Raw genomic sequence first — 15891 nt, 5'->3', positions numbered from 1 at the left:
ACGACACGATATAAAATCACCTTGTAATAAAATAATATCTTAGAACCCTTATTTAAAGATGTTTATAGATGATGCATGGGATATATTGTATAGTTAAAATATGCCATATGGATTTTGCGGTATAGGCCAATAGGGAGAGTGAACAGAACAGATTATGAATACACCACTAACACACTACGTACTTACAGAATGGGAATCAGACACGAATACAAACGTTCTAAATATTCATTTATATACGCTACCTGTGCGTAATGTATTTGAACAACATACAGAAAACGGAAATGCTTCTTTTGATTTAAGAAAATTAAACAGGTCGCTTGTTATCGATTTTTTCAATCACTATATTGCAAGCTGGCAACCTATTGAAAATTGGGGTGAGTACACATTCACTCAATATGAAATTCGCTCAATTAATCCCACTATCCTAGCAGAGAGAACTATCTTGGAAAGATTACTTTTAAGAACTATTGAAAGTGTTCAGCCAAAAAAAGAAATTGCTGCTGGAAGTCGGAAATTCACGTGGTTAAAAGCTGAAAAAGTCGTAGAAAATATTTCAATACATAGGGTTATACAATGTGATATTACTGTAGACTATACGGGCAAAATTACCATTGGTTTTGATTTAAATCATAGTTATCGTACAAATGCATCGGTATATGATTTAATAAAATCAAACGCAATTTTTAAAGGCGATCGAGTAATTGATATATATAACAATCTTCATTATGAGTTTGTGGAAATCTCCAATTCTACAATCAATGATGCAATTCCAGAACTTAATCAATCAGTTGTTAGTTATTTTACTAAAGAACGAAAGCAAGCTTGGAAAGTTGATAAACTTGAACAGAGTATGCCTGTTGTCTATCTAAAAGCATTTAATGGAACTCGCATTGCTTATGCACCAGCTATGCTACAAAAAGAGCTTACTTTTGAGTCACTTCCTTCTAGTGTAGTGCGCCAAACATCAGAAATTTATAAACAAAACGCAAATCAAAAAATTAAAACATTGCTGGATGAAATACAAAAAATATTAGCACGCACTGATAAAATTAAATTTAATAGACAAAAGCTCCTAGTCCAGCAAGCTGGGTATGAAATATTGGAGTTGTCAAATCCTACTCTTCAATTCGGAAAAAATGTTACTCAAACACAGCTTAAATATGGACTTGATAAGGGCGGTGTTGTAGCCTCAAAACCTTTATCCGTTAATTTACTTGTATACCCAGAACTGATAGACACAAAACTCGATGTCATAACTGACTTTAATGATAAACTGAATACGCTATCCCATAAATGGGGTGTACCATTATCAATCTTAAAAAAATCAGGAGCCTATCGGAACAAATCTATTGATTTCACAAATCCACACCAACTTGCCATCCTGCTTAAAGAGCTTACGAAAAATTCATTTCAAGAGTTGACGCTCGTGATAATCCCAGAAAAAATTTCAGGCATGTGGTATGACACGGTAAAGAAGGAGTTCGGAGGGAATTCTTCAGTACCGACTCAGTTCATAACTATGGAAACTCTTCAAAAAGCTAATGACTACATTCTAGGTAATATATTATTGGGGCTTTATTCTAAATCAGGCATTCAACCGTGGATCTTAAATTCATTCCTATCATCCGATTGTTTTATTGGACTAGATGTATCTCATGAAGCTGGCAGACACTCTACTGGTATTGTACAGATCGTAGGAAAAGACGGTAGAGTATTGTCCAGTAGGGCAAATACCTCTAATGAAGCCGGCGAAAAAATCCGCCATGAGACTATGTGCCAAATTGTGTACTCAGCGATAGATCAATATCATCAACATTACAATGAAAGACCAAAGCATATTACGTTTCATCGTGATGGATTTTGTAGAGAAGATTTAGATAGTCTAGACGAAGTGATGAATAGTTTAGGTGTAGAATATGACATGGTAGAAATTATCAAGAAAACGAATCGTCGTATGGCTCTAAACGTTGATAAGCAAGGTTGGGAAACAAAACCAGGGCTTTGCTATGTTAGAGACGATCTAGCGTATCTCATCGCTACTAATCCTCATCCTCGTGTCGGTACAGCTCAACCAATTAAAATCATCAAGAAAAAGGGATCACTACCAATCGAAACAATAATTCAAGATATTTATCATCTTTCGTTCATGCATATTGGTTCCTTATTAAAATGTCGCCTTCCCGTTACTACATATTATGCCGATTTAAGCTCTACTTTCTTTAACCGGCAATGGCTTCCGCTCGATTCTGGCAAATCGCTACATTTTGTATAACAAATAAACCTCCCACATACTGGGAGGTTTATTTGTTATTATGATAATCCAGAATCTAATACATTTAGAACAACATATTTTTTCGTTTTTACATGTTGTTATTTTATTTCTCACCAGGAAATAATACAGCAACGATCAATACATCATTATCAAACTGTTCAAAATAAATAAAAGAAATCCTTGAAACACAAGGAATTAGTCAACGAGAACTTGCACGAAGAATGAACATTCGACCGAGTACAATTAGCCATCTCTGCTCCGATAAAGTGAATGCAGCTTACTTCGACACCTTGGAACAGATTTGCCGAACACTCAACATCAGCCTAAACGAACTTCTTGTACTGGAAGATGACTAACCTTGCCGCAAACTAAAGCACAGATTATCGTTATTAAATCTGCCTAATGCCCAGCGGCAAGCCATCGAAATCAACTAATTGCTGTGAGGACATCATTTCTTTTATTGATGCCCGATGATGCTTGCTTAGTTCATCGGGTAGCATTAAGCCATTTTGTAATGCTAGTATCATGGCTCTTTTTTCCACCCTAACAGCTTCCAAATCCATAATGATGCTACAAGTATAGTAATCATTGAACTTAGGTGGATACTGAATGATACTTTCTAAAGGTATTTTCTCAACGGGTCTGTATACTAATTCCACTCTTGTTCGTTCCACCACTTCTTCAATTCCTTTCCATTTCCTCTCTAACTTTTTATCATAGTTATGGCAATAAGCATGTTGCTTTCTTTGGTCTTTTCGCCCAAAATATCGAGTTCCTTCACCCGTATTGGAAGCAATGAACAGATTGCTCATTGCTCATTGGATATGGAATATCGAAAGCCAATTCAATTCGGTTAAGGTATACTTTCTGCGAATGTTTATATAAGGTAACAAGCAAGCGTTGAAACTTAACTAAGTGGTCTGGATGAGTTTCAATTTGTAACGTGTACTTCCTTGATTTTTTCTGACACCATGGTTGATACCGCAAATAAAGATAAGCATCATCCATTGCTAGATGCCATTGGTATACATAACCTTTGTGACGTATAGTTGGTTTAATATCAAACCAATCTCGAAATGACAGTGCGAGTTGATTGTAAAAGCTCACTGTCACTCCATGATATTCAAGTGAAACTTTATCAATAGAAATTTGTATGTTGTTCATGCATTCCCCCACGGCCAAAACTTTTGACGTATTTGCCGTTTGTATTATAGTAATGAGGGAGTCGGTGGCTAGCCTTTAACACATGACCTTCCCTATGCAAGATGTTCAATTACGTCCTGTCAGTGTAATGATCGAGCCATCCATTCATTAAGTTGTGAAAAACTTTATGATTAAGTATCTTCTCGCTATGGCTATCACAGTAGCTAATTTACAGGTGCAATTGATTTGAAAAAAAAGAGGATAACGTAGATAACAAAAACAGGTCAATCATGGTGGTATCTGACCATAATCGACCCTTTTTTGTTACGAACTAGCGTTATTTAGGTTATACTTGTCAAGCAATAATGTGCGTACAACATAAATCATGAAATTCTTATAACGGTATTTCTTGGGTGAAGTGTGTTATTGGTTGAATGATGGGTTCATTCGGCACTGGGTAGCCCCACGAAAAAACAACCTTGAAAGGCACGTAGCCAATCAAGGTGTTCATTTTTTCACTTCATTCCATGATAAGGGTCATCGACATGACCGTCTAACTCATCAATTAACTCGTGAATAACTGTCCTAATCTCATTTCTCACATTACCAGTTAGTAAATTTTTCAGGTGTATATAAACCTTTACTAAACCTAGCCGTCCGATAATCAATGAGATTAGCTCAATATCATGTAACGACTCTTTATTACAAATACCAATTATCCATTCTTCAACCCTATTTCTTAATTCAGAGTCGATTAACTCATAAGTATGCCACTGTCTGTCTGCTAATTCAACTAATGACTCTAATGCAACTCCAATATCATTTTTGTTTGAACTATTCGACGAAATGAATTCCTCAAACAACTCTCTTAATTGGGTTGTGGAAATGTAATCAGGCAACGATTTATAATAATCCAACAAAATTATTACCTCCCAAAATCAACAGGTATGTGCGTGATATTACTTGGATTTCTATAGAATTTACCATCTTGACCAAGCAACTTGTTTCCAACTTTAATTTGTGCAGTCCAACCGCTTCCTGAATTGCTACTAGGAAATTTAGCAGCAGCATTCGCATCAGGAGCATGCCATTTTATTTCAATTTTTGTACCGTTAATCTCATAATTATACTTGTACCCATCTGCTATTGTTGCGGAAGGTTTAAACCCGTTGGCAGCACCGTTAGGAACCATGCTTTCCAAATTCTCTATTGGAACTTTACCATTCTTTAGCATTTGCTGAGCAGCAAATTGAGGGTTATAAGTTGTTAATGCTTTTTCAACTTCAACGGTCCCCTTAGTATTATTCCTTTGGGTATTGACTTCTGCTCTCAACTTACTAGAAGAATTAGCGCTATCCGTTGGTATTTTTAAATTTTTAGGTAAGGTCCTTGGACTTTGTGTTTTAACAAACTTAAATTCACTAACTAACCATTTTGGAACTGTATAAGCTCCTCCTCCACCAGAACCCCCAGACGATTTCCCGCCCATTTCATGCATATTTCCTGTTGGGTCAATATATTTAAGCGGGTTATTAATAACATAAGTATACAAATTCAAGCTCAGCGGATTATCAATCTGCCCCTCATACGTATCCTCATTTAAAAACTGCCCTATATTCGGGTCATAATACCGTGCACGCAGATAATAAAGTCCTGTTTCGGCATCATACACTTCGCCCGCATATTTGAAGGAGTTGGAGACTCCTTCTATCTGGCTAGTGATGTTGCCCCATACGTCATATTCATAGCTGTTCACCGGCTTACCTTTCGTATCCACAATCTGTACCACGTCACCATGGCCATTGTAAAGGTAATAGTAATCTTTTGCCGCCGTGATGTCATTCTTCACTAGCACCCGGTCTCCGCGAACAAAGTTCGCCTTATGCACAACACTACTGCCGCTTAGCTTTTCTTCCGTTATCACTTATAATATTAGAGTCTTTCATGTGCGTACACTTAAATCGGAGAAATAGTTATCGTGGGATTACGACAGTTAAGTATATTTGAATGAACCGATTCAGTTCATTCGGTACTAGGTGGTCGACAAACTATAAAAAGACCTTTGCTTAGTAGGACTAAGAAAGGTCTTTGCGTGCTTGTTATAGCTTTACATTTAGAAACTAATTCATATCAACAGAACTAGTGAAGCTAAATTAGAAAATATATGATACAAGATCATTATACATCTATTTAATGAAAAATAATTAGTCTTTGAAGCCAAGCATTACTTGTCCCTCATGAAAATACTCAATTACATAACCGGATGATGGACAAAAAATCCATGTATCTGAACCTACAGCAGTAACGTCATCGATGTTATTTAATACTTGACTTAACTCTGTATAAACGCTAGGAGCATCAGTATAATTCCAGAGTAGAAATACTTTCGAATTAAAATCCCCACTAAATTCATTCTCTATAATCGATAAAACCTCTTGAGGCTTTGAGATTTCATAGCACCTCGATATGTTATCCCAATTTATTCTTCCCCAAGATGTGACTGGAAAAAAGCTCACAAGTTGACTAAATAGTTCTTCTGTTTTTTGAATAGTTACTATCTCCGTTCCATCTCCAAGTGCTTGAATACATTCCTCAAATAAAGTCATATAGCCTCCTAAGGTTGAAGGTGCTTTAATAGCGACCTAAATGTACTTTCATTTCCTTCAAAGGGAATTACCAGTTTAGTTGCATTATTGCCTTTGCCACCACGATAGTCTTCAATATTAATGTGAGTCCCCTTATTTGGATCATAGTCTAGTCTCCATAACAACTTCCCATCAGCCGATTGTCTTCCAACAACTTGACCGTATCCTGCACTACTAGGTAATCGACCAATTACTGACTTAGAACCGGGTCCTAGATCACCAACAATATCAAGTGCTAAGTTTCTAGCCTGTTCGTAAGATTTAAGAGTGGATTCAAGAATTTTTTCTACTCCGGTACCGGTAAAATTAATAGCCCTCTCAATTTGCCTACCTTCTTTGCTCGCCAACTTAACAATAAGTCGACCACCTTTAACAAATTTTGCAATAGGTATAAAATTAGCAGCGGCGAGGGTTTTGTCAAATGAAGATGCGTTAGGGTTTAATATTGTATTAATGTCATCCACAACTAAAAAGTCTGCAACTGCGATGGAGGCTTCGATTGTCCCCGCCTTAAATTCGCTCCAACATGTTCCAGCACCAACATTCATACAATGCTGAAGCATTTTCTTGTTACTATAGCCTGTTCCAGTAGGTAACAACTGGTGACCACTGGGGTCAGAATAAATCAAAGGATTATTCTCCACATACGTATAAAGATTCAAACTCAGCGGATTATCAATCTGCCCCTCATACGTATCCTCATTTAAAAAACGCCTCATACTCGGATCATAATACCGTGCCCGTAGATAGTATAGTCCTGTCTCTTCATCATACACTTCCCCTGTGTACTTGAATGGGTTTAGTGTTTCTTCTTTTTGTGGTAATGTTGCCACACACATCGTAGGCGTAGCTATTCACTACTGCGCCACTCGTATCTACCTTCTGTACAATATCGCCGTGACCATTGTACAGATAATAGTAATCTTTACTAGTGGTCTTGTCTTTCTTCACCAAAACTCGGTCGCCTCGGACATACGTGGATTTCTACACGATATTATTCCCATTTAACCTTTCTTCCGTAATAAACTGTCCATTTAAATCATAGTTTACTTGCGTATGTGTGTTACCTTTTCTCATTATCGCACGAAGTCCGCCAGCAACAATTGAATATAAAGATCATATATTTCTTTGTATGTCATAAAACAACCCTCAGCAGTTACAAAGTTAATTTTCTGAATATGCTTTTTTATGTTCATTTAGCCCAACTACTTGAATTAACAAAAAAGCAACTCCCTTGTTGGCAAGTCACTTTTAAAACACTCTATAGTGAATCTTTAGTTATTATCTAAGATCCTACCGCTTAGCCTTATAAAACTCATGATAAAGCTTCATGAGCGTCCTCTCTTCTCCACCTGTATCCAGCCCAAACCTACCCACCACAACTTCTTTCTCTCGGTCATCCAGAATATCTAGGTTGCGATAAATCTTACTCTTCTCGATCTTCAAATCCACTTCTTTAATAACATCATCCGCTTCCGAACCAAGGATATCGATAAGTGTAATTTCATTACCTTCCTTGTCTGTCCCAATCGGATCGTGCAGAGATACGTCTTTCCGTGTTTTCTTCAAGGATCTTAGGTGCATCAGAATTTCATTTTCAATACAGCGTGCCGCAAAAGTGGCCAGCTTTGTCCCTTTGTTCGGGCGGTAGCTCTCGATAGCTTTAATCAAGCCGATCGTGCCGATGGAGATTAAATCCTCCATGTCTTCTCCGGTATTATCGAATTTTTTGAGGTTATGGACACGATATGATGTAAAAAAAAACCAACGTGATCGGTTACGATGCTAGTTGGTTTATTTGTCTCCTTTTTTTCAATTATTGCTCAATAATATGCGTCCATTCTGAAATTCATTGACATATTAACTTATTCCGCTTTTATCTGCTTCGCAAATAATCTCATCATCTGTTTTACTATTATCAATAATAACTAAATGATCTAAGAGACTTAAATGAGAAAGCAAATTCTCTATGCTTGTTACATCACGTACCTTCGAATAGGAGACAAAGTAATTATTGACGATTCAAGAAGTACTTGATTGTTAAAACTGACAAGTTAGTAAAAAAACTAAAAAATACTTTCATTACCTTCTCAATAAGTAGAAGATATTGCAACAAAATCATTCAGATGGGAGTTAGGAGCTGTAACAATTTGCTGCAGAATATCATTATACTGGACGAGCCATCTTTTAATTGTAGCGGAATCAAAAAGATATGAATCATATTCCACATTAAATACTATGCCCTCCTCACCTTCATCGACTGCGCTCATATAAAAATCAAATAATGATCTTCTAGCCCACAATCTGCGTTCCGTAACTAGGCCAGGCCAAGGAGGACTACTACCTTTTTCATACTGTGTAAAGGCAACTCCTCGGACATAGTTTCTCTCACTACGGTATAACTCAGGATATAATTCTTCCATAATTTTCACAAAAGGAAGTTCACTATGAGCAATTGCACCGTTTACTGTTTCCCTTGTTCTCAAAATTAGTTCTGATAACGCAGAATTCTGAGAAAAGTTCACTCGTAATAATACAAAGTTAACTAAACTACCAATTATACCCTCAATATCAGTGACATTTCGATTTGAAAAGGAAGTCTCTGTCACCAGGTCCTCCATACCCGTTATTGTATGCATTGCGATATTAAATCCTGTTAATAGAACAGTGTAAAGTGAGCAACTGTATGTATGACTGGTTTTTCTCAGTAATTCTGATACATTTGGATTAAGAGTAAACGATTCAACTGCACTTTTTGCACCCTCAGGTTTCCTTGGTCTGTCAGTGGGTAATTTTGTAATTCGGATATCTTTAAGCTTTTCTTTCCAATATGACAGGTAATTAGTATAACGATCACCCGACCAAATTTCTTGTTCCCACTTGGCATAATCAGCAAACTGAACTGGAAGTGGTGGTAAAGTATCTGCACTACCCTGCCCTCTAAGATGGAGCAATCCCCCCAGTTCCCTTAAAAATATATTTGCAGAGGGGCCATCCATAATGCTGTTATGAGCATTAATAAATAACGCATAACGATGATTTGAACGTAAGTAAAGCGTGAGACGCCAGAGCAGAGGCCGACTAAGATCAAATGGAGTACTCTCATCAATAAATGCCAATGCATGCATCTCTCGTTCCTGCTCATCTTCAGTTAAATGTGTTAAATTAATTATTGGCAGATGATAATCTATATCCACAGAATCTTGAATGACTTGTAATAGTTCTTCGCACTTTTCATCTTTATGTAACGATGTGCGCAGTACTTCATGTCGTTCAATTAGCTCATTTATACATCTTTCAAGTAATGAAATGTCCAAGTTGCCCTTATATTCCCATCCCACTGCTGTAGTACAGCACTCTCCTCCTTGAATCATCTCCCGCTCCCACATTCTGTTTTGAATCCACGAAGCTGGGATATGCTGACTTCGTTCAACACAGTGAATTTTAGGCAACCTCCGTTGTTTAAGAGTAGCATCTTGTACAGCTCCAGCTAACCCTTCAATTGTCGGAAATTCATATAATGTACTCTCAGGAAGTTCTATTTGAAAAAGCTCCCTCATACGTTTCATTAAACGAATGCCAAGTAGAGAATGACCTCCCAGTTCAAAAAAGTCTTGCGTTATCTCAACTCGGTCTTCGCCCAAGAGTTCACTCCAAAGCGCAGTAATGCCCAATAACACATCTGCAGGAGAAGTACTTATCGTATTTGATGTAGTCACTTTTTGTTCTGGCTTATATAGAAAGTCATCTTTTGATGTTGATTGGATGTCATTATTAGTAGTTGTTCCTACTTCATAATTAATGCACCCTTCTTCTAGCCAATAACGTTTTCTTTCAAATGGATAAGTCGGGAGTACAACCCTATGCCTATTTTGACCTTCATACAAACCTCGGACATCAATATCAATACCTTTTAGCCACAATTCCCCCAGTGCCTCAAGCAGAATTTTATAATCTTCTCTCTGGTTTAAGGGATGACGTATGGTATGGATTGCTTGCTTCTGTAATAATGGTTGTTGAGACACAAAGACAGATAAAGTACGCCCCGGTCCTACTTCAATCGGTACTCCGTTCATATCCTTTATAAGTGTTTCTACCCCCTTAGCAAAATATACTGTTTCGTATAACTGTCTAGCCCAATACGTTGGGTCAGTAGCCTCTTCATCCGTAATCCAAGTCCCTGTAAATCCAGATACATAAGGAATCTTAGGGGGGGATAGCTTTACTTCTCTAACAATGTTCTCAAATGTTTCCGCTGCAGGTTTCATCATAGCAGAATGAAAGGCATGAGAAGTATGTAGACGCCGATGTTCAATCCCATCCGTAGTCAATTGAACCTCCAATTGAGAGATAGCCTCCCCAGTGCCCGAAAAAACACAAAGTGAAGGTGCATTCACTGCAGCAACTGAGATTCTATCATTTGAATATTGCAATGCAAGAGTTTCGCTAACAGATGCAGATATCATTTCTCCGAAGGGCATTGATTGCATCAACCTGCCTCTTTGTGACACCAGATAGATAGCATCTTCTAATGTAAGAACCTCAGCCAGCACAGCAGCAGTAAATTCACCTAAGCTATGACCAATCATTGCTTGTGGATGGATACCAAATGATATAAGAAGTTGGGCCATTGCATATTCAGTAGTAAAAATTACTGCTTGGGCCATTTGCGTCTGCTGTAATTTTTCTTCAAGAATTTTGTTTGTACCTTCTGCAGGGTACATTAGTTGGCGAAGATCCTCTCCTAGTTGTATCTGAAACAGATTGGTGCACACATCTATCCACTTGCGATAATAATGCTGCGTTTCATAGAGCTGTTTACCCATATTTATATACTGGGCACCTTGTCCCGGGAATAAAAATAAGGGCACTGCAGAATTTTGACCTGAACTAATATCTTCCGGTGAGGTTGTCTTCTTCTGCGATAAATTATGAATAAGTTCCTTATTTGTCTCAGCCACCATCACTCTTCGGTAAGGAAACACCCTTCTTCCAACATGCAAGGTATATGCAATATCAGCTAAGGGCAAATCAGCTTGACCAGTAAGTGTATTTACTAGATTTTCGCTAATTCTGTCTAAGGCAGTCGGTGTTTTGGCAGATAAAAAGATTAACTGGTAAGGTCTAGAAGCTCCCGATTCTTCTCTAGAAGGCGCCTCTTCCAAAACAACGTGTACATTTGTTCCTCCAAGCCCAAACGAGCTAACTCCAGCTCTACGTGGAACTTGTTTCTCAGGCCAGGAGATTAAATTACTGTTTACATAAAAAGGGCTCTTTTCAAAATCAATCTCTGGATTTGACTTTTGAAAATGTAATGTTGGAGGAATCATTTTATTCTGCAAAACCATTGTTGCTTTTATAAGACCTGCAACCCCAGAAGCAATGTCAAGATGACCTATATTCGTTTTTACGGACCCTAATGCGCAAAAACCTTCTTTATCTGTAGACATTCGGTACGCTTTTGTAAGAGCTGTTACCTCAATCGGATCACCTAGTTTTGTACCAGTACCATGTGCTTCAACAAAGCCTATTGTTTCAGCTCCTACATTCGCTTGGGCAATCGCTTCTGCAATAACCTCAACTTGTCCCTCAATACTCGGAGCAGTGAAGCCCATTTTTTGTTCACCATCGTTATTCATTGCAGATCCCTTAATTACTGCATATATATGGTCACCATCCGCTTGGGCATCTTCTAGTCTTTTTAATAGAACCACGCCCACCCCATTTCCTGGTACTGTTCCCAGTGCCTTCTCATCGAATGCCCTACAGTGCCCATCCGGGGATGCAATCCCGCCTTGTTCATATAAGTATCCTGATTTTTCCATCGCAGGCAGCGAAACTCCTCCAGCAATTACCATGTCGTTTTGATAACACAAAAGGCTTTGACTAGCCATAGCTACAGCTACGAGTGATGTAGAGCAAGCTGTTTGTAGTGTTAGCGAAGCTCCCTTGCAACCCAATTTATAAGCTGCTCGGGTGGATAAATAATCCTTTTCATTATGTAACATAGTCTGAAAACTGCCCACAGATATTATTGCTGCTTCATTGGGATAGACATGCTTTAGAAAATACTGATTCATTCCTGCTCCTGCAAATACTCCGATACGATTCTCATATTGCTTTGAATCATAACCTGCTTTTTCTAAAACCGTCCATGCCTCTTCTAAAAAAATACGCTGTTGTGGATCCATAACCTGTGCTTCGCGGGCCGTATAACCAAAGAACGAGGCATCAAACTCATCCACCCCATTTATAAACCCACCTGCCGGTACATAATCAGTGTGATCACGGAGTTTGGGATTTTTTCTCATTATAGCATCTTCTTTTTCACTTAGAACCTGTATTCCCTCTATTCCATTACAGAGCATTTCCCAATATTCTTCAATATTTTCTGCCCCAGGAAAGCGCCCAGACATTCCAATAATTGCGATTCCTCCGGAGAAATCCTCTTCATTATCCTCAATATTAGAACCCATAATAGCTATCTCCTTCCTCTTAGCTTATTAATTGCTTCTCGTTGTTTCTGCGCCCTGCTTTTAACATTTGAAATTGTTGTATCATCCGTATTAGTGGATTCGTTCATAAATTGAGCTAAAGATTGAATTGTACTGAAACGGAATAAGTCCATCATTGATATGTTTTTATGTAATTTTTCTAATACTTTAGATCTAACTTTAATAACTAAAAGAGAATGTCCTCCAATTTCAAAGAAGTTATCCTCTATCCCAACTTCGCTTATCCGTAATATATCCTTCCATATTTGTCCAAGTTCAATTTCAAGAACTGAAGAAGGTAGTTTAATGGGATCCTTTTTTTCCTCCAAAATATTGTGTGCATTAGACAAAGACCTTTTATCAATTTTCCCATTGGGCAAGAGAGGCATCTGTGTAAGTTGGATGAAAAAACTCGGCACCATATATTCAGGTAGCACAGCACCTAAAAAACTTCTAATCTCTCTAGCTTCAAGTTGAAAGTAAGCCTCTGTTGTAAAGTATGCTACAAGCTGTTTGTCATCAGGAGAACTTCCCTTTAAGTCAAGAACAACTTCCCGTATTTTTGGGTGCAAACGAATTGCTGCTTCGATCTCTCCTAGTTCTATTCTGAAGCCACGCAACTTTACTTGATGATCTAGCCGTCCCAAATATTCAATTACCCCTTCTGTGGTAAATCTCGCTAGATCCCCAGATTTGTACAATAATTCCTCTTGTTTAAATGGATTTAAGATGAATTTTTCATTAGTTAATTCACTACGGTTATAATAACCTTTTCCTACCTGAACGCCACCAATATGCAGTTCCCCCGCAACCCCAATAGGCGTAGGGGAAAGGTAACGATCAAGAATGTAGACTTGCGTATTAGCAGCAGGTCGACCAATAGGGATGTCTGCTTTCTCCATTTCTTTATTACATTTCCAACTAGTTGCATGCACTGCAGTTTCTGTTGGACCATAAAGGTTGTACAGTTCTGTGCTAGGAAAGCATCCAAAAAAATTATTCTGCAAATCCGATGTAAGCGCCTCTCCAGCCACTAAAACGCGCTGCAAGCTTGTACAACGACTAGCCTCCGGGTCCTCCAGAAATATTGTTAACATGGACGGTACAAAGCCAATAATAGTAATCTGATTTTTCTGAATAGCTTCAATTAAATAAGATGGATCCTTATGCCCCTCGGGTACTGCTAGGTATAAGGAAGCACCAATACTAAGGGGCCAAAATATTTCAGGTATAGATACGTCAAAGCTAAACGGCGTTTTTTGTAGTAATCGGTCTTCTGCAGAGATTTTAAATTCTTCCTGCATCCACAACAACTGGTTATTAATTGCTTTATGTGTATTCATAGCTCCTTTGGGTTTACCCGTTGAACCCGAGGTATAAATCATATAAGCCAAAGAATCGATTGTTACTTCACTTTTCGGATTGAATTTAGGTTGTGTTTCAATAGCTGACCAGTCTTCATTCAGATTCAGACATTTGATAGCACCTGTAAATATTGAATGGAGTTGTTCTTTTTCTAAGAAATTCTGTGTTATTAGGAAAGCCACACCGGAGTCTTCCAACATATACGTTAAACGGTCAACAGGATAGGTTGGGTCAATAGGTACGTAAGCTGCACCAGCTTTTAGAACTCCAAGTAGTGCTACAACCATTTCAATAGATCTTTCCATACAGACCCCTACAAATTGCCCGCAATTAATCCCTTCCTTCTGGAGAAAATGTGCCAATTGATTAGCACGTTCGTTCAACTCTTGATAACTTAGCGAAGTCTCTTCAAAACAAATGGCCTGAGCATCCGGTGAACGCTGTGCTTGCTGCTCTATAAGCTCATGAAGAAGATTCTCCGGGTATGCTTTGCTTGTTTCATTCCAATGATTGAGAATTTTTTCCTTCTCATCGAGGGAAAGCATCTCAATTTCAGCAATACTTTGATTGGGATAAACCAGAATGTTTTGTAAAAGAGTAATAAAATGCTTTGCCAATCTCTGTATACTCTCCAACTTGAAGAGGTCAGTGCGATATACAAAAGAAAACTTGGGAGCTTCTAGTTCTGTAATTTCGAGAGTTAAATCAAAGTTTGCTGTACTTCTCTCATATGGATAAGTAGACCATGTTTTAAATCCCTCCCCCATAAGCTTGGCTTGAGATGATCCGGCTCCTACACTTAGCATAGCTTGAATAATAGGATTATGGGTTGTTGAACGCTCTGGTTGTAACATCTCTACCAATTTTTCAAAGGGAAGTTCCTGATGCTCATAAGCCGACAATGCCGAATCACGAATATTATGAAGCCATTCTTTGAAAGTCATTTTCTCATCAGGTATGCGCGTACGGATAACCAGCGTGTTAGCAAAAAAACCAGTAATTCCTTCCATTTCCTTCTTTGGTCGATTAAAGACTGGAAGTCCAACTAGCAAATCTTCTTGCCCAGAATATCGATAAAGCAGCAGCTTAAATAGAGCTAGAAATGCCATAACTAGGGTGACTTGTTCTTTTAGGCAAAAATCACGAAAACTTCGCAACGTACTCTCTGGTACGTTGAATTCGTAAACAGCCCCCCTACTAGTCTGGACTGTTGGTCTAGGATAATCCAGAGGGAGCTCTATTAACGCAGGAGCTCCTTCCAAATACTCTTTCCAAAACTTCATATGCTCTTTCCATTGATCTTTTTCATATTGATTTGTCTGCCAACGTGCGTAATCATAATATTGAAGAGGCATTTCCTTTGTTAATGGAATTCCATTTAAACGCGCCTCGTAGCCGGCAATTAACTCTTTCATCAAAATCCCATTCGACCAGCCATCCGTTATAATATGATGAATAGAAAGAGAAAATATCCATTCCTCAATACCCAATTGGATCACCTCGGCACGAAATAGAGGACCATTTTTTAAATCGAATAGTTGATTTACACTTTCTTTTAAAATTGAATTAAGCTTCTTTTCCCTCTCAATAATCTGCAACATAGAGATATCTGTGGAGGGAAGTACGAATTCTAGAGACTCCAGAATAACTTGAATAGGTTCTCCTTCTAATTCGATAAAAACAGTTCGTAAAATAGAATGACGGTTTATCAATTCTCTAAAGCTATCTTCCAACTTATTGACATCCAGTTGTTCTTTTATATGGTATATAATAGGAAGATGGTATCCTGATGAGTCTGGCATCCATTGTTGTAAAAACCACAGTCTTTTCTGAGCAAAAGATAGAGGAATTACTCCTGTAGGAGCGGTCGCTATAATCCCCTTTGCATCATGACTTATAGAATTCTGTAGCCATTGTTTTAGTAAACTGTTATCAGCCTTACTCTTTTGTTTGTTATCTAGCATTATATAAC

Annotated in this window: 11 protein-coding genes and 1 pseudogene; 2 read left to right on the top strand and 10 right to left on the bottom strand. The window is 38.1% G+C overall.

All coding sequences use genetic code 11. The features are described 5' to 3' along the window. Positions 1 to 154: 154 nt before the first annotated feature. Together MHB37_RS06970 and MHB37_RS06965 are read left to right on the top strand one after the other, a co-directional pair. The gene (locus MHB37_RS06970) at positions 155 to 2272 is read left to right on the top strand and encodes a Piwi domain-containing protein (protein WP_076193568.1); all 2118 of its coding nucleotides are present in this window, start codon (positions 155 to 157) and stop codon (positions 2270 to 2272) included. A gap of 167 nt (positions 2273 to 2439) precedes the next feature. Further along, entirely contained in the window at positions 2440 to 2628 is a 189-nt protein-coding gene (locus MHB37_RS06965; RefSeq protein ID WP_076193570.1) for a helix-turn-helix transcriptional regulator, read from the top strand. A 33-nt stretch (positions 2629 to 2661) separates the two neighbouring features. Here MHB37_RS06965 and MHB37_RS06960 read toward each other — a convergent pair whose 3' ends face one another. The 10 genes and pseudogenes from MHB37_RS06960 to MHB37_RS06915 all read right to left on the bottom strand — a co-directional run bounded on the left by MHB37_RS06960 (position 2662) and on the right by MHB37_RS06915 (position 15883). Continuing rightward, positions 2662 to 3084, bottom strand: coding sequence for a hypothetical protein (locus MHB37_RS06960; protein WP_076193573.1), 423 nt, complete (start codon positions 3082 to 3084; stop codon positions 2662 to 2664). Then, on the bottom strand, positions 3050 to 3436 hold the full coding sequence (locus tag MHB37_RS06955; RefSeq protein ID WP_076193575.1) for a hypothetical protein: 387 nt from the start codon (positions 3434 to 3436) through the stop codon (positions 3050 to 3052). Before MHB37_RS06955 ends, MHB37_RS06960 begins: the two co-directional genes overlap by 35 nt. 494 nt (positions 3437 to 3930) lie before the next feature. Next, positions 3931 to 4335, bottom strand: a complete 405-nt coding sequence (locus MHB37_RS06950; RefSeq protein WP_076193578.1) for a hypothetical protein — start codon at positions 4333 to 4335, stop codon at positions 3931 to 3933. A 5-nt stretch (positions 4336 to 4340) separates the two neighbouring features. Beyond that, positions 4341 to 5264: an RHS repeat-associated core domain-containing protein gene (locus tag MHB37_RS06945; RefSeq protein ID WP_256717229.1), complete on the bottom strand. Its 924-nt coding sequence runs from the start codon at positions 5262 to 5264 to the stop codon at positions 4341 to 4343. 355 nt (positions 5265 to 5619) lie between these two features. Further along, on the bottom strand, positions 5620 to 6021 hold the full coding sequence (locus MHB37_RS06940) for a hypothetical protein (RefSeq protein ID WP_076193581.1): 402 nt from the start codon (positions 6019 to 6021) through the stop codon (positions 5620 to 5622). 8 nt (positions 6022 to 6029) lie between these two features. Continuing rightward, positions 6030 to 6836 carry an RHS repeat-associated core domain-containing protein gene (locus MHB37_RS06935; protein WP_256717230.1) on the bottom strand — a complete coding sequence of 269 codons (807 nt, stop codon included), beginning with the start codon at positions 6834 to 6836 and terminating at the stop codon, positions 6030 to 6032. Further along, positions 6829 to 7011, bottom strand: a complete 183-nt coding sequence (locus tag MHB37_RS06930; RefSeq protein WP_256716045.1) for a hypothetical protein — start codon at positions 7009 to 7011, stop codon at positions 6829 to 6831. Before MHB37_RS06930 ends, MHB37_RS06935 begins: the two co-directional genes overlap by 8 nt. A gap of 342 nt (positions 7012 to 7353) precedes the next feature. Next, a pseudogene (locus tag MHB37_RS06925) lies at positions 7354 to 7800 on the bottom strand (sigma-70 family RNA polymerase sigma factor); the annotation flags it as partial. Between the two features lie 350 nt (positions 7801 to 8150). Further along, entirely contained in the window at positions 8151 to 12536 is a 4386-nt protein-coding gene (locus MHB37_RS06920; protein ID WP_076195212.1) for a type I polyketide synthase, read from the bottom strand. A 5-nt stretch (positions 12537 to 12541) separates the two neighbouring features. Then, positions 12542 to 15883 (bottom strand): non-ribosomal peptide synthetase, encoded by a 3342-nt coding sequence (locus MHB37_RS06915; protein ID WP_405169073.1) that lies wholly within the window; start codon positions 15881 to 15883, stop codon positions 12542 to 12544. Positions 15884 to 15891: the final 8 nt, after the last annotated feature.

Source organism: Paenibacillus sp. FSL H3-0286, assembly GCF_045040705.1.
GTDB lineage: Bacteria > Bacillota > Bacilli > Paenibacillales > Paenibacillaceae > Paenibacillus_AQ > Paenibacillus_AQ odorifer.
This window is presented reverse-complemented; position numbering and strand designations above follow the sequence as displayed.